Consider the following 16360-nt stretch of genomic DNA (forward strand, 5'->3'; position numbering starts at 1 on the left):
AGATTCGGATGATCTCGCCGAAACCCAGAGTGACGATGGCCAGGTAGTCGCCACGTAATCGTAATATGGGCGCGCCGAGCAGGATGCCGAAGCCCGCGGCAAGCAAGCCTGCCAACGGCAGTATTATCCAGACGGGTGTATGCAGCCCGCCCGGCAGGGCAGCAGCCAATGCCGGAAATTGGCTGAGCAGGTGCGGTGATGATAATAGTGCCGCGAGGTACGCACCCACCGCGTAGAACGCGATGAAGCCCAGGTCCAGCAGGCCCGCATAGCCGACCACGATGTTAAGGCCCAGTGCGAGCATGATGTACAGCAATGCAAAGTCCAGAGTACGCACCCATGCATTGCCGCCTGCATTCCCTACCAACCATGGCGCGAGGATGATCGCCAGGGTAAACAGGATTAGTCCGTGGCGCGCGCGAGAGGTGGGGTTATTTGAAAACAATGTGGTGAGGTTCATGCGCGGCTCGCCAATCGTTCACCGAGAATCCCCGATGGGCGGAACACCAATACGGCGATCAGTACCAGAAAGGCGAAGACATCCTGATAGTTGCTGCCGAACACCCCACCGGTAAGTTCGCCCAAATAACCCGTACCCAGCGCCTCGATTAATCCCAGCAAAATTCCGCCAAGCATGGCTCCTTTGATATTGCCGATGCCGCCGAGTACCGCTGCAGTAAAGGCTTTGATACCGGGCAAAAAGCCCATGTAGAAATGCGCGCTGCCGTAGTTACTGGCCATCAGGATTCCGGCCAGCGCGGCCAATGCTCCGCCAATGGCGAACGTCAGTACGATGATCCGATTGGGATTGATGCCCATCAGGCTGGCGACCTGTGGATTTTCTGCGACGGCACGCATCGCACGGCCCAGGCGCGTGTGGTCTATCAACAGCAGTAGACCCAGCATGAGCACCAAGGCAATTCCGATAGTGGCCAAAGATGTAACGTTGGTGATTGCTCCGGCGTGAGTAGCGTCGCCGGTTGTCACCTCGATCGGGTCCAGCGGCAACAATTGCGTGAACATTTGTGGGTTACGCGACCAGACCAACATTGCCAGGGTTTGCAGCACCAGCGAAACACCGATACCGCTGATCAAGGGCGCCAGACGAGGCGCATTACGCAGGCGGCGATAGGCAACGCGCTCTATCACTATCGCCAGCACGGCACAGAACCCCATCGCGCCAAGTGTTGCGAGCCCCAGTACGGCGATATTGGAAAGCGAAGGGAAGGTCGATTGCAGCGTACGAATGATAGACAGCCCAACCAGTGCGCCGATCATCAATACATCGCCGTGGGCGAAGTTAATGATCCGAAGGATGCCGTAAACCATGGTGTAGCCAAGCGCGACCAGTGCATACAAGCTGCCCAGCATCAAACCGTTAAGGACTTGTTGAATCAAGGTATCCATTGAGCGAGAAAGCCTTGCGCGACTGAGAAATACAATGCGCCGCACAGTAGTTAATTATTCTGTTTTTATCAAATATCAGAAATTCATATCCTTAGAAGTAATGAATAATCGCAATGTTAAGCCATTTATCTGGCTGGTATGAGTGATAAACAGTTGTTTTTGAGCCGCTTAAACTCAATACATGAAATAAACAGAACGATTAAGGCATGTATTTTAATGTGATGAGGCACTTTCTTTGCCTCTAGCTAGCGCAACCCCCCTCGGCAATTATGTGCTGCTTAGATCGTTTATGCATTCCAGTTATGCAATTAGATCTCAATAGAATATCTATCGCATTGTTTTATCTTTGTTAGCATTCATTTGTGATGGTGATAGCGTCGGTTTCATCGCTATAACGACTATTTGATCCGCTTTAATCATTTTTGAAGGCTGTTAGCATTCGCCAAGACTGCTGGGCTGACGGGTTGCCGGCACAGTACAACGGAATAGAATTGGCCCATGAGTATTTAAACATTCCATTCTATTTCGGAGTTTCGACCATGATGAACGCTATGCAAATGCCAATGAACGCCAACATGCCGATGATGCCAATGATGGGCATGCCGATGATGATGGCGACCATGAAGTGCGAGATGCAGAACGACGCCATGATGTGCACCATGATGCCTGCTGCTGGCATGGACATGGCGATGTTCAAAAACAGCGCTGAAATGATGTCGATGATGATGGCGTGCGGCATGCCAATGATGATGCAGTGCAGCAACATGTCGATGATGTGCATGTCGGAAGCTGGCATGGCGATGATGCCAATGATGGCTTCGATGAACATGAACATGATGATGCCGATGGGCATGCCTATGCCGGTCATGAAGTGCGTGATGGAATGCACTGTTGAAGCCGATTGCATGAAATGCAAACTGATGCCAATGCCGGGCATGAGCATGGACATGATGAAAAACTGCTGCGCCTTGCTGATGAAAATGATGAATGAATGCAACATGCCAATGATGATGAGCTGCAATGGCATGCCGGTAATGTGCTGCACTTGCTAATCGCTTAGCGGCTGTACAGTAAAAGCCCGGCAGGGTCTCTCTGCCGGGTTTTTTGCGTTGGTAAGTCAGTGCGCAAACGCCTCAGGGTATTTGTCCACGTAGGCATCATTGAGCTGCGTATCCCGGGAACGCATGAATGTTTTGAAATCGGGTACCAAAAAAACCAGCAGAGACAACAGCAGTACCATTACGCCCAACAGCGTGATTGTCAGTGCGACTCCCATATAGGCGATTAGGGTGGTCATCGCGAAACTGCCCAAGGGGCTGGCCGCCGCTGACAGAAATGAAACCGTGGCAAAAATCCGGTTGCGATGGAGCTTGGGCGTCGCCAGCAACCTCACAGCGGCGGTGGGGATGTTGATCAACATCAGGCCGACGCCGCCGAAAAAAAACGCCACGGGTACGATGAACGACGATGAAACGGTACCAACCACCACCAGGTTGCACCCCAATAATGCAAAACCTGCGGACACACACATGTCACGGGGGACTCGGCCGGATAGCCAGCCGATGATTTTGTAACTGCCCGCCAGAATGCCCAGTCCGAAACACGAATCCAGAAGACCGATGTAAGTGACCGGGTACTGGATGACTTCCTTTACATACAGCGGGATCAGGATGGTGAAGAACGGAAACAGGGCAAAGTTGATCAGCATTGCAATGATGGCCAGGTAAAATTCGACTTTAACGCCGTAAACCACTTTGAAGCCGGAGTAGATCATGCTGAAGCCGCTGGCAGCCGGGGCTTTTTCGCCTTGGCCAGTGGCACCGATGTGGCTCGGGATAGTCGCGATCAACGCCCCGGCGATGAGAATCGCAAAAAAATCGGCGGCAAAGGCGAGCGTGATACCGACCCCGTAAATCAACCCGCTCGCTAAGACCGGCCCCAGCAGAATGGAAAAGGACGACATCACGCTTTTGCTCCGGAAGGCCAGGGAGACTTTGTCGTCGTCGGCAAACAAAGGAATGATCGACGCCTGGAGAGGGTCGCGCAGGCCGGCGATCGCGCTGCTGATCATCATCAGCACGCCCACCGTCCAGGGGTTGAACGACCCCGTGGCAGACAGCACCAGCATCAACAGCGCTGTCAGCAGGCTGGCCCATGAGGCCAGCTTGATGATCAGGATTTTGTTGTACTGGTCCCCTAGCCATCCCAGCAAGGGTCTGGCTAACACCTCCGCTGCGATGGAACAGGCAATCATGTTGGCGAAGTAGAGCGCAGAGCTTGTTTCCTGCAAGGTCCACCAGGCCACCGCCAGTTGATTGCACCTTCCACCCAGAACCATCAGCAAAAAGCTGAATTGCACTTTCAGCAGACGCCGGTCGATATCGGGAAAGCCCCAGGTAATACCTGAAAAATGTGCACTCATTGACGTACCTTTGATCCGGAGCAGGGGCAGGTTTCCCCTGCCATTTTCCTTCATGCCCCACAGGAGGTTGCCAGGGCGCGTGATATAACCAAGCTCGTCAAAGATACAGTCATTAACTGGGAAGACCTCTAAAAGACCCCACGTCCAACTGCGAGGCAACGATGAACCGACAATTGCGAACAGTTTGGACGGCCATAACGCTGTTATCGGTCATGGTTATGCAATCAGCGCACGCCGCCCCTACAGACGCCTTCACCCAGGCTACCCGACTAGGCCGCGGTGTGAATGTGTTGGGCTACGATCCGCTGTGGACCGATGCGTCCAAGGCGCGTTTCAAGCCGCCACTGTTTCGAGTCATCCACCAGGGTGGTTTTCAGACGGTACGAGTCAATCTGCAAGCGTTTGCTCATATGGACAGCTCAAACCAACTTGATCCGCAGTGGCTGCAGACCCTCGACACAGTCGTAAAACAGGCTACCGACGCCGGCTTGAATGTGATCCTCGACGAGCACGACTTCCATCCCTGTGCCCAAGATGCTGCAGTCTGCCGAACCAAGCTATTGGCCTTCTGGAGTCAGATCGCGCCGCGCTATAAAGACGCACCCAGCTCGGTATTTTTCGAGATCCTCAACGAACCCAATGGGGAACTGACCAGTGATAAATGGAACAGCTTGCTGAGTGATGCCTTGACGGTGATCCGGCAAAGCAATCCGAAACGGACGGTCGTGATCGGTCCGGCCAGAGGCAATTATTTTCAGGCGCTTGCAGACCTGCGTATCCCACAGGATGACCCGAACATTATCGTCACCGTTCACTACTACAACCCGTTCCGCTTTACCCATCAAGGCGCGCCTTGGGTGAAGTCCGAGATCAAAACCCAAACAGGCGTCGCATGGGGAGACAAGACTGACCGCACTAAGATGTATCACGAGTTTGACGTAATCGCCGGCTGGGCGACGGCCCATCATCGACCTATCTTGTTAGGCGAATTCGGCGCTTACGATGTGGCGCCTATGCAGTACCGGTTGGCTTGGACTATCGCTGTCGTTAATGCTGCTGAGAAACGTCATTTTGCTTGGGCGTACTGGGAGTTCGAGGGCAGCTTTGGTGTATATGATATCGGGCGGGGGCAGTGGAATGAGCAGATACATAGGGCCTTGGTGGCGAGTGATCATGCCTATATCAAGGGAGAATGATGGGCAGCGCTTTTTTCCGCGGCTTCGATCATTTATCTTGTAAGTAAATGATTTATAACGAAATATCAACAGACCCTAGGCAATTTTGAGGCGACGGAACAACGCCACCTTAGCCGTATCCAGCACGAAGGCAAAAATGATCGTGGCCACGAAAAGGCCCGCCATGATAGTGATTGGCAGCGCTGTCATCACCACACCCGTGATCGCCAGAACGCTGATGATCCCCAGATCGGCGATCGAGGATGCCACCAGCCATCGCCCCGGTGGGGAGCTCCAAATGTGCCGGCGCTCACGAGCGACATAGAATACAGCCTGACCACTGAACACCAGCGTAACCACGGTCAACGTGCGCAAGGTCAGCAGATCAAGGTTGAGCAGGTATTTTCCGATTGCCAGACTGGATACGCAAAACAGCAGATCAAGTGCGCCAAGGATAACGCCCGCGATGGTCAAATTGCCGACCCGCCAGACACTGGGCTGAGGCGAGGGTCGAACGTTATCCGTGGACGACGACATGGCCATGAAATCGCCGACGACCATCATGAGCACCATGAGCATCGGCGTCAGGATCGCTTGGCCAGTCATGATCAGCCCAGCTGCCAGGAAAAGTACCTGGACAATCTTGTGAATGATTGAGCGCAACGTATAGGTCAAGATCCTCTGGAAGGTCGCGCGCCCCTCCTTGATCGACGCGACGATGCCGCCCAGGCCAGGTTCGGTCAGGACAATCCCGGCGGCGGATTTGGCGACGTCCGTTGCCGTAGACACGGCGATGCCCATCTGCGCCTGGCGCAGCGCTGGTGCATCATTGGCACCATCACCACACATGCCGACCAGATGGCCGCTCTTTTGCAGCGCCTTGACCAGACGGTACTTGTCTTCGGGCAGGACACTGGCAAAGATCGAGAACGCGTCAGCGCCGATATCCTCGGCCAGCGGTGTTACCGAGTAGACATCGCCTGAGATGCCGATCATGCCAGCCACGACTTTTGCCGTGATGGGCGCATCTCCGGTGACCATGACCGTGCGCACGCCCAGTTCCGTCAACTCGGCAATCAGCGCTGCCGAATCCTCCCGCGGTGGATCGCTGAGGGCGATGAGTCCGGCTATGGCCAACTGATCGGCCACCCCTGATGCAACTACAAGAATCCTGAACCCCTTGGCTTGCAGTTCGTCGACGATCCCCGCCATGTCCGGCGGTGCTGCTGACAATCCCTGGAGTGCTGAAAACGCCCCTTTGACGATGCGAGTGAGCGTGCCGTTGGCTAGACGAACTGTGGCCTCTGCCCGTTTTACGGCGGGGTCGAACGCGATGAAGTTCACAAGCTCAGGGGCATCGTTGATGGGTTGGCGAGCCGCTGCCGCGCGAATGGCAGCATCGACCGGATCTTGCCCCCCGTCGGAACTTGCCATGGCAGCCAGTGCCAGGACATGCGCCTGGTCAAAACCCGACATCGCCTTGACGGACATCACCGCCAGTTCGTTACGAGTCAGCGTTCCGGTCTTGTCTGAACAAAGAATATCGATGCCAGCGGCTTCATCTACAGCCGACAGGCTGGTTGGCAGGACGCCCTGACGGGCCAATGCCCGAGCACCGACTGCGGCGGCCAGCGTGAACATCGACGGTAAGGCAACCGGTATCGCGGAAAGGACCGCCACAAGAATAAGCGGGACGATATCGACAAGTGGCAAAGGCAACAGCAGCGCATAGATCGCCAGCAAAAGGGTCACCGTGCCGTTGAACAACACCAGGTTGCGCACTACGCGCACAATGGTCTTTTGCTGAGAACTTTCCACCTTTGCGCTGCGCACAAGTTCGGCCGTACGGCCGAACTTGGTGCGTACCCCGGTCGCGGTCACCTGAGCAACCGATTCGCCTCGCCTGACAAGGGCGCCGGCATAAACCTCAAGGCCCGCCCCGGCCTCAACCGGGAGCGACTCACCCGTCAACATGGACTGATCAACCAGAATCGATCCGTTGACCAAACGCACATCGGCGGCGACAACCGCACCGAGGGATAATTTGACCAGATCGCCGGGGACCAGACTGTCTGCCGGTACGGTTGTCCAATGACCATCGCGCTGCACCGAAGCAACGAGCGCCAGGCGCGACTTGAGCGCATCCAGCGTCGCCTGTGCACGGCCTTCCTGAAAAAAACCGAGCGCCGAATTAAAGATCAACAGCAACGCCACAACACCCGCCTGAACATAGTCGCCTAAGCCAAGCTGAAGAACTATCGCAGCCTCAAGCATCCAGGGTACGGGAGCCCAAAGCTTGAGCAGAGCGCGGCGCATCGGATGTTGCGCTACATCGGCGATGGTGTTGGCGCCGACCTGCTCAAGGCGAAGACGAGCCTCTACGCTGGTCAGGCCAACAACCGAATCCGCTGCAACGCTAGGCCTCGCGCCCGGTGCCACGTCCGCCCCCAAGGGGCCAGTCTTCGACTGTTCGCTCATTGGCACTCACTTTGCGGCGAGGTTGCCCAGCGCCGCGACAGGTATGAAGGAAGGGTTACCCGCCAGGGTAGATAGACGTTGGCGATTGGGCTTCAATTCTCGATGGCTGGCCGGGAATATGTTGCCCAGCGCCTACCCCTCCTGAGCAGGTTTGCGGTAACGCAGCCATACACCCCCACCTTCCTGGACTTGCGCCGACACCAGACTCAAATAGGCTGGCTGAGTCCAGGCATCACGGGCCACCTCGAACGACGCCGGATGCTCGGCGCGCCCATCGATCAGGGGTAGGATCAGAACACTGATTTCATCCACCAGCCCGGCATTCACGAATGAGCCACTGACGTGGGGCCCGCCTTCGACGATCAGGCGCTGGGTGCCCAGTTCCCTGGCCAGGATTTCAATAACTTGCTGTAGATCGATGTCAGTCTTGCCCGCAAACAGGTAAGACACATTGATCGATTGCAAATAGGCCAGGTAATCATCCGGCACAGCTTCAGTGAGCACTTCAACCACATGTGAGCCCAAGGCCTGATTGCTCTTCCAGGCGACTTTGCCCTGCGGATCAATAGAGATGGCATAACTGGCCGCGTTGCGGTCGGCAAAATGATGGACACGTGCAACAGGGGCGTGGGCCAACCCCCTGGGGTAATCATCACCATGGGCGATTTCCTGCATGGTAACGCGACCGCATATCCAGGCATCGAACTCGAACTGTTGGGCCAGCTTTTCGTACAGGTCACCTGCGTTCTTTTTAAAGGGGCGCTCCCAGCCATCTGTCAGGGCGTGACCATCGATGGACGACATCATGTGGCAGATTACATAAGGCTTCATGGCGCACTCCGAACACTATTTGGGTAGTGACCGGTCGTGTCAGGTGATAGTTCACTAGGATCTGTTGCCGTTTCGTTGTGGCCGCGACGCCCAGCAGATCGGCGTGGTCAATAGGTGCCCCGAGAAGAGGACCGAAATAAAGCAGTATTTCCTCTAGAGCTGATCTATGTACCTGAAGCACCACCGGAATTTATAAATCCGGTTGGGCTAGGCATTCCGATGGCACGTACCGCGAGGGCGCGGCCTAACAATTGTGCACTCACCAGCACAACCGGCGTTGAATGATCCAACCAGCTTTTTTGCAAGAATGAAACGTGGGCTTTTTGTGGTTCAAGATTTATCTTCGATCAGTCCAGTCTTTCCGGATAAATTGTGACTAGAAACGCAATCGCTTCACTGTCAGCTGGATTGCGGTAGCGGTGCGGCTGATCGGCGTAAAACAGAATCGAGTCGCCCGTGGATAGCAGATAGCGCTCGTCGTTGACGCTGATCTCCAGTACGCCCTGCGATACCACCAGGTTTTCTTGAACGCCCGGCCCGTGGCCTCGCGACGACTCCTCACCCAGAGCACTGAGGCGTATCTCGTAAAACTCGACTTGGCGGGCTCTGTCGTAGGGGAACAGTGCGCGGCTGACAAATGCGCCGTTAGCGCTGACAAGCCGTTTACTCTGCTGCGCGGGAAGCAATTCGACACCTTCGCAAGCACGGTCCTCCAAGAAGGCCGCGACAGAGACCTTTAGCCCCTTGGCAATCTTGCACAGCACCTTGATCGACGGAACGCTGCGGCCGGATTCGATTTGAGCAAGCATGGCGCGGCTCACACCGCACAATCGGGCCAATGCATCCAAAGACAGATAGCGTTTGCTGCGCAGCCGTTGCAGGTTCTGCGCGACCTGTTGACCGATCAAATCGTCGTCAGGCATTGCGTTGTCATTGGCTTGCGAGGGAGGTTCTTCGTCAGGCGGTGAGGTCTGCAAAAAATTCATGGCTTCAAGCCTGCCGTGTCTCGCCGGGTTTAGCTGTCGGGGTAAAATGAGCGACCGCATAGCCAGCCCGGACGGCATACATAGTCCACATCAGCTCAGCCATACGACGCGACTCGCGACGCTTACGGTAGCGGGTGAAATCGATGACGTTGTCAGATGGACTCATGTTGGCTGCTCTCAGCAATGGCTAACTAGACGCCACAGTACGGTGCTGACCATTAGATTGATAAATACTGAATTTTCATTTGCTAATACGATTTAGTAATTACGCATGGCTAAGGTTCAGGGGCAAGATTGACTCTTTTTTTCAGGACAGAACCATGCAGTTATTTGTCGTACGTCACGGTCAAACCCAAGCTAATGCCGAAGGCCGTTACCTTGGATCACTGGATGCTGATCTCAACCAAAACGGTGTTTCCCAAGCGCAAGCCATGAGGGCGAAGCTGCCTGCTCATATCGACTGCATGATCGTCTCTCCGCTGCGCCGAGCGCAGCAGACGGCTCACATCATCTTGGCCAACAGTTCGCTACCAATACGCACCGTGGACGCTTTTCGGGAACGCAACGTTGGGGTCTTCGAAGGCCTGACACAAGATGAGGCACGCGAAGGGTATCCGGCGTTGTGGGCACAAAATATCACCCGTCAGTGGACGCTGGCCCCTACAGATGGAGAGTCCGTTGGTGAGGTATTCGAGAGGGTTCGACGTGGCCTGAACCAATTGCTGCTGGTCCACCCCGACCAGGTGGTTGTGTTAGTCGCTCATGGTTTTGTCGCCAAGACTATTCGGGCTTTGGTTAGACAGGACTTGTCGGATTTCTATGATTGGCAGCTGGGAAACGGAGGGGTGTTGGAGCTCGAATTAGCTAAAAGCCTGCCGATCCTGTGGGACGACGCATGATTTATATGCGCATTATCGATATAATATTTAAAACTAAATTAATAAAAGTAATATTATCTTAGATCGTAATAGCATTTCACAGCGCTTGCTTCTGCGTTTATGTTCTTAACTGAATCGCTGCCACGTCGTCACTAGACTGAACAACGGGTTACCGACTCCCTGGCTACTCACCTCGCCGAGTTAACAACCGGCACGTTAACACGAACTATGTTGATCCAGCTCGACCCGACCCCTCGCACGGTGGAGGAGAGCACTAGCTAAAATCCATGCGAGGGACGTTGAACATGAAAACCTGACCCCACTCCTATTTTCCGATTCGTTTTGGTGATTTCACGACGACCAAAATCGACTCTGGAAACTCCGCTATCACATCGTCAATCCAGCGCTCTCCAGTGAGCGTTGCGGCGGCGCTCGCTTAAAAAAGCTCGGCAACACGAGCACACTAACTGAGTACATTTGATGAGCAACGGACCTTCGACCGCTTACAGCATTCTTAGCCTGCCCCACAGTAATAACCGTCTTGCGCTAGACGCTATTCCACGTCAACTGGATCCATTGCAAGAGCGTTTGCACCGAAAACAGCGTTTGGCGGCTTCCTACAGGCTGTTCGCCCGTTACGGCTATGAAGTCGGACTAGCGGGGCACTTCACCGCCCGTGATCCAATCGAGACCGATCATTACTGGATTAACCCACTCGGGGTTCCGTTTTCAAAAATCAGTGTGTCGCAATTGCTACGAGTAGACGCTGACGGTCAAGTAGTGGAAGGCGAGGGCCTGCTCAACACCAGCGCACTTGAATTACATCATGGTTTACAGCGTGCTCGCCCGGAGGTAGTCGGCATCGCCCATCTGCATGGGTTTTATGGGCGTACGTGGTCGTCCCTGGGGCAACTGTTTGATCCGATCACGGCTGAGGCCGGTGCATTCAATCAAGATCAGGTCATTTTTCCTCGGCACGAACTGCGTGCTACCGATGGCACGCTGGAGCAGGACCGCGATCGAGTTGCTCGCGCCTTCATTGACCGTTTCGCCGACAACAGCCTGTTGATCTGGCAGAACCACGGTCTGTGGACGGTGGGCGAAACGGTTGAAAGTGCCGCATGGAAATTTATCCTCGCCGAAGACGTTGCCCGGTCGCACCTGCTGGCACGTGCTGCTGGGGTGCCGGTAATCCCGCAGGCCGACCCTGTAACCGCACAGAGCAAGGCGCGCAACGAGCTATTCGGTTGGTTGAATTTCCTCCCGCTGTGGGATGCGATCAGCGCCCAAGAACCCGATCTGCTGGCGTAGGAGTCGAGTCATGGTCTCGCTCACTCGACGCCAATTGCTAGTGAACAGCGGCGCATTTGCCGCTGGTTGCCTGCTGGCAGCGCCTTCTTGGGCGACTACCGTTCAGGCGCCACCGCTACGGGTCTGGCGCTACAAGGGATCGGCCGCTTCATTCATGGACATTGCCGGACAGGCCGACACGCCTTATCCGGTGGAGTGGATAGATATTGGCGGCGGCAACCTGGTGCTTGAAGCGCTAAACAGCGGCGCGCTGGATTACGCGTTCATGAGTGAGATACCACCGATTTTCGCGTCTATTGCCAAGGTGCCGCTGGCACTGGTCGCAGTGTTCAAGGGCGACAACAACGACAGCGGAGTGGTGGTCCGCAAAGACGCGGGAATCCGCACGGTAGCCGACCTTAGAGGAAAGAAGATCAGCTACGTACGGGCAACCAATACGCACTATTTCGTTCTCAACATGCTGCGCCAGAACGGCATGACGCTGGACGACGTGCAGGCTATCCCGTTGACGATGCAGGACTCCCTGACGGCGTTTCGTAGCGGTCATCTGGACGCTATCGCGGTCGGCGGGATAAGCGCGTTGCAAGCAGTGAGTGAGATGGACGGCGTGATGCTTGAAAACGTCAGCCGCTATTACTCAGGCAATTACCTGATCGCCACCACCACGGGCGCCCTTGCTGACCCACAACGACGAGCCCAGATCGGTGATTTTCTGCAGCGCGAAAAAGCCACTTGGGCTTGGGTCGAGGCAAATCCGGAGGCGTGGGCTCAGCGCAGTGCTGCGCTGACCGGTTTACCCATTCGGTTGTACACCGAACAGTTTCAACGCCGCAGCCAGCCAGCGCAGTTGGTGGCCGTTGATGACCAGGCAATCGCCGCTCAACAGCGAGTGGCCGACGCCTTTTATACCAACCAATTGATTCGCCAGCCGGTCGATGTGCGACCGCTCTGGAATTCGGAATTCAATCACTTACTGAACAGTTGACTGCCCATGAATAACCTATTTCAGCCTCGACAATTAGCGCTGGCGCCCTTGCTGCTGGCAGGCTTTGCTTTATCGTCGGCATACGCTGACGAGGTAGATGACAGCAAGACTCTCGATGCTGTGATCGTTACCGGTTCCCGAGGCAGTGAAGTGCGGACCGTGACCTCTAGCCCCTCGCCAATCGACGTGATCAGTGCCAAGCAGTTGGAGCAGACGGGGTCCACCAGCTTGCGCGAGGCATTGACCAAAGAGTTGCCTTCGTTCAGCCAGCGGCCTTCCGGTACATCAAACGACAGCATCGCGCGCCCCTACAGCCTGCGGGGTCTCAACGCCTCCAACATCCTGGTATTGGTCAACGGCAAACGCCGCCACAACAGCGCCGTCATCAACCTCGATTCGACTGCGGCCTACGGTACTAACCCGGTCGATCTGGACATGATCCCGCTCAGCGCCATCGACCATATTGAGGTACTGCGCGACGGGGCATCAGCCCAGTACGGTTCAGATGCGATCGCCGGTGTTATCAATATTATCCTCAAACAGAACGACAGCGGCGGTTCGGCTACTACCTCGTTTGGCGAATACACCAAGGGCGACGGTGGCACGTTGCGACAAAACTATAACCAAGGTTTTACCCTGCCTAATGACGGTTTCTTCAACTTATCCCTAGATGCCAAGAACCAAAAAACTGCCGTGCGCGCACGGGAGGCGACCGGCAGCTTTTATTCGCCACTGCCAGGTGGTGCTCCAGACCCACGGGAGGCAAATGACAAGGCGGTACAGAAGAACGGGCTGCCACAGATAAAAGCCATCGACGTTGGCTATAACGCCGAGTTACCTCTGGACGATGATTTGAGTCTTTATTCTTTCTCGACCGTGAGCCACCGCGAGGCTTCAGGAGGGCAGAATTATCGCCGTCCCAACTCTACCAATATCATTACCGCCATTTACCCAAACGGGACTGCGCCTTTTTACACGTTGGATGAAGACGATTACCAACTGGCAGCGGGCGCGAAAGGCAAATTCGCCGATTGGAATTGGGACTTGAGTTCGACCTTTGGCCGCGACAAAGCTCAATCAGGTGCCTGGAACACCCTTAACGCATCACTCGGCCCGACCAGCCCTACGCACTTTGATACGTACAACAGCACCTTCGATCAGTGGACCAATAACTTCGACCTGACCCGAGCGTTTGAAGTAGGCCTGGCGAAACCCATGCAAGTTTCAGTAGGGCTGGAACACCGGCACGAGCGCTACAAGACCGAGTCTGACGACCCGCTGTCTTATATCAATGGCGGCTACTTGATCAATGGCACCACGCCCGCTGCGGTAGGTGCGCAGGGTGCGATTACCTTGACGCCGGAGGACGCTGGACAGGCCAGTCGTAACAGCTACGCAACCTATGCCGACTTCGGCTTGAACCCAACGGACAAATTCTACATCGGCCTCGCTGGGCGCTTCGAGGGCTACGATGACGGCTCGGGCACAACGAGCAGCGGCAAGGCTTCATTCCGTTACGACTTTACCCCCGAGTTCGCCCTGCGAGCGACCCTCAGCAACGGGTTTCGCGCGCCGTCACTCTCGCAGTCGGTGTACGCGCAGACTTCCAACCAGTACACAACGGTCAACGGCGTCGCGCAGTTTGTCGAGGCCAAGTCGGTGACGGTCGACTCTGCCCTCGGCAAGGCCCTTGGCGCTACCGGGCTCAAGCCGGAGAAGTCAAAGAACGTCAGTGTCGGTTTTACTTACAAACCGGTGCAACAGGCCAACATAACCCTTGATGCTTACCAGATTCAGATCGATGACCGGATTGCCCAAACGGGCTTCCTGTCCGGTGCCGGGGTCAACCAGATTCTGACCGCTAACGGCTTCCGACCGGGCTATCAAATCAAATACTTTACCAACGCGGCAGACACCACCACCCGTGGGGTGGACCTGGTCACTGATTACCATGTCGACTACGGCAGCTATGGCAGCGTGAAATATGGCTTGGCCTTTAACTACAACAAAACGGTCATCGACAGTATCAAGGCGACCCCATCAGCCTTGACTGCCGTGGGCAGTAACCTGGTGTTGTTCGATCGGGTTGCCCAAGGCTACCTCACCGTCGCCAACCCCAAGACCAAGTTGATCCTGAGCAGTGATTGGAAAATAGCCAAGTTCGACATCAATGCTTCGTTGACTCGCTACGACAAGGTCATCGCCCGGGACGCCAACCCCAACTACGACGTGACCTATGGTGCCAAGTGGCTGACTGACCTGTCGGTTGCCTATGCCCTGACCAAGAGTTTTACCGTCACCGGCGGGGCCAACAACATCTTCAACGTGCGCGCAGACAACAACGCCTATCCCGCAGGCGACATAAACGGCTTCCCACGATTTGGCAGCATCTCGCCCTTCGACCCATATGGCGCCTATTGGTACACCAGCCTGGCCTACAACTTCTGATAAGGATTTGCGCATGAGCTCCAAGGCTAGACAAATCATCCTCGGTGCGTTCATTCCGAGCGCCGGAATATCCGGGTCCAGTTGGCGTCATCCGCAAGCGGCCGCTGATTCGTTTCGCGATTTCGAGCACTATCGATGGATTGCTGAAACCCTCGAAGCAGCGCGTTTCCATGCGTTGTTTTTCAATGACACGGTCGGCATAGAACTGGATCTATTGGCTTTGGCACAAGGGCCTAACAGTGTCCGTTGGGACCCGTTGGTTTTGTTGCCAGCGTTGGCACTGGTTACCCGTCACATCGGTCTGATTGCGACGGCCAGCACGACCTATAACGAGCCGTACAACATCGCTCGCAAGTTTGCTTCGATCGATCACCTCAGCGGTGGGCGCGCTGGCTGGAACTTGGTGACTTCATTGGGTGGCGGGGAAAATTTCAACCTGGATGAGCACGTCAAGCATGCTGACCGTTATGAGCGTGCCGAAGAGTTCTACGACGTGGTTACCGGGCTATGGGACAGCTGGGAGGATGACGCGTTCGTGCAAAACAAAGCGTCCGGCACATGGCTGGACGTTGAGAAAATGCACGTACTTGATCATCACGGCAAACATTTCCAGGTCAAGGGCCCGTTGAATGCCGCGCGGCCTATTCAGGGCTATCCGGTGGTTGCGCAGGCGGGCTCCTCTGATTCCGGGCGGGCATTGGCTGCAAGGGCAGGGGAGCTGATATTCACCGCCCAGCATACGGTCGAGCAAGGCCAACTGTTTTATGCCGAAATCAAGCAGCGGGCGGCCGCTTTGGGACGTAATCCGGAACACCTGAAAGTATTGCCGGGCGTCTCCACCGTGGTGGGGCGAACTCAAGCCGAGGCCCAGGCTAAATATGATCGGCTACAGGAGCTGCTCGAACCCAAATCGTTCCTGCGTTCCATATCGCGCTTCACCAGTCTGGGCTTTGATCTGTCCGAGCTGCCGTTCGATGAGTTGGTGCCGTTGCCGCCAGAGACGTTTGATACCAACACCCACAAGAGCCGACAAAAGCTGGTGTTCGATCTGATCCGTCGCGAACGGCCAACGGTGCGGCAGTTGTTCAATAAGCTCACCGCCGGCGGTCATCGCATTTTGATTGGCACCCCGCAAAGCATCGCCGATGACTTCCAGGAATGGTTTGAGAACGGTGCGGCTGATGGTTTCAACGTGATGTTTTCCGGTTTGCATGAAGGGATCACGGATTTTGCCCAAGGCGTGGTTCCTGAGCTTCAGCGACGTGGGTTGTTCCGCAATGAGTATCAGGGTGCGACGTTGCGGGAAAATCTGGGTTTGCCATACATCCCCAATCGCCATGGCAAGACGCCTTCATGAATTATTTGATCAAGTTCAAGCGAATGAAAGTCCAGCCGCGAAAGAAACAGGTGTCGTTGTCCCCGCTTTTGTTGGTTTTACT

Annotated in this window: 13 protein-coding genes and 1 pseudogene; 6 read left to right on the forward strand and 8 right to left on the reverse strand. The window is 55.5% G+C overall.

What is annotated here, in order from left to right:
* The 4 genes and pseudogenes from M0974_RS14795 to M0974_RS14810 form a co-directional block, all read right to left on the reverse strand.
* Positions 1–460, reverse strand: a pseudogene (locus M0974_RS14795) (ABC transporter ATP-binding protein); the annotation flags it as partial.
* The gene (locus M0974_RS14800; protein ID WP_297838000.1) at positions 457–1407 is read right to left on the reverse strand and encodes a branched-chain amino acid ABC transporter permease; all 951 of its coding nucleotides are present in this window, start codon (positions 1405–1407) and stop codon (positions 457–459) included. The gene M0974_RS14800 and the pseudogene M0974_RS14795, both read right to left, overlap by 4 nt.
* A gap of 520 nt (positions 1408–1927) precedes the next feature.
* Positions 1928–2452 carry a hypothetical protein gene (locus tag M0974_RS33335; RefSeq protein WP_367279020.1) on the reverse strand — a complete coding sequence of 175 codons (525 nt, stop codon included), beginning with the start codon at positions 2450–2452 and terminating at the stop codon, positions 1928–1930.
* A gap of 72 nt (positions 2453–2524) precedes the next feature.
* On the reverse strand, positions 2525–3829 hold the full coding sequence (locus tag M0974_RS14810) for an MFS transporter (protein WP_297838006.1): 1305 nt from the start codon (positions 3827–3829) through the stop codon (positions 2525–2527).
* 290 nt (positions 3830–4119) lie between these two features.
* On the opposite strand from M0974_RS14810, the gene M0974_RS14815 reads away from it, so the two are divergent.
* Positions 4120–5025 carry a glycoside hydrolase family 5 protein gene (locus M0974_RS14815; protein WP_297838008.1) on the forward strand — a complete coding sequence of 302 codons (906 nt, stop codon included), beginning with the start codon at positions 4120–4122 and terminating at the stop codon, positions 5023–5025.
* 75 nt (positions 5026–5100) lie between these two features.
* Here the strand turns inward: M0974_RS14815 and M0974_RS14820 are convergent, their stop codons facing one another.
* From M0974_RS14820 to M0974_RS14835, 4 genes are all read right to left on the reverse strand, one after another.
* On the reverse strand, positions 5101–7482 hold the full coding sequence (locus M0974_RS14820) for an HAD-IC family P-type ATPase (protein ID WP_297838011.1): 2382 nt from the start codon (positions 7480–7482) through the stop codon (positions 5101–5103).
* Positions 7483–7614: 132 nt separating this feature from the next.
* Positions 7615–8313 carry a dihydrofolate reductase family protein gene (locus M0974_RS14825; RefSeq protein WP_297838013.1) on the reverse strand — a complete coding sequence of 233 codons (699 nt, stop codon included), beginning with the start codon at positions 8311–8313 and terminating at the stop codon, positions 7615–7617.
* Positions 8314–8660: 347 nt separating this feature from the next.
* Positions 8661–9236 (reverse strand): helix-turn-helix domain-containing protein, encoded by a 576-nt coding sequence (locus M0974_RS14830; RefSeq protein WP_297838036.1) that lies wholly within the window; start codon positions 9234–9236, stop codon positions 8661–8663.
* A gap of 67 nt (positions 9237–9303) precedes the next feature.
* Positions 9304–9465: a hypothetical protein gene (locus M0974_RS14835; RefSeq protein WP_297838016.1), complete on the reverse strand. Its 162-nt coding sequence runs from the start codon at positions 9463–9465 to the stop codon at positions 9304–9306.
* 154 nt (positions 9466–9619) lie between these two features.
* Here M0974_RS14835 and M0974_RS14840 point away from each other — a divergent pair, with 154 nt between their 5' ends.
* From M0974_RS14840 to M0974_RS14860, 5 genes are all read left to right on the forward strand, one after another.
* Positions 9620–10198 (forward strand): histidine phosphatase family protein, encoded by a 579-nt coding sequence (locus M0974_RS14840; RefSeq protein ID WP_297838020.1) that lies wholly within the window; start codon positions 9620–9622, stop codon positions 10196–10198.
* Positions 10199–10657: 459 nt separating this feature from the next.
* The gene (locus M0974_RS14845; RefSeq protein WP_297838023.1) at positions 10658–11488 is read left to right on the forward strand and encodes a class II aldolase/adducin family protein; all 831 of its coding nucleotides are present in this window, start codon (positions 10658–10660) and stop codon (positions 11486–11488) included.
* Between the two features lie 10 nt (positions 11489–11498).
* The gene (locus M0974_RS14850) at positions 11499–12473 is read left to right on the forward strand and encodes an ABC transporter substrate-binding protein (protein ID WP_297838027.1); all 975 of its coding nucleotides are present in this window, start codon (positions 11499–11501) and stop codon (positions 12471–12473) included.
* 6 nt (positions 12474–12479) lie between these two features.
* Complete coding sequence (locus M0974_RS14855; RefSeq protein ID WP_297838030.1) at positions 12480–14921, forward strand: TonB-dependent receptor; 2442 nt, start codon at positions 12480–12482, stop codon at positions 14919–14921.
* A 13-nt stretch (positions 14922–14934) separates the two neighbouring features.
* On the forward strand, positions 14935–16278 hold the full coding sequence (locus tag M0974_RS14860) for an LLM class flavin-dependent oxidoreductase (protein WP_297838033.1): 1344 nt from the start codon (positions 14935–14937) through the stop codon (positions 16276–16278).
* The last annotated feature ends 82 nt before the right edge of the window (positions 16279–16360 follow it).

The sequence above is a fragment of the Pseudomonas sp. genome (genome assembly GCF_026224925.1).
GTDB lineage: Bacteria > Pseudomonadota > Gammaproteobacteria > Pseudomonadales > Pseudomonadaceae > Aquipseudomonas.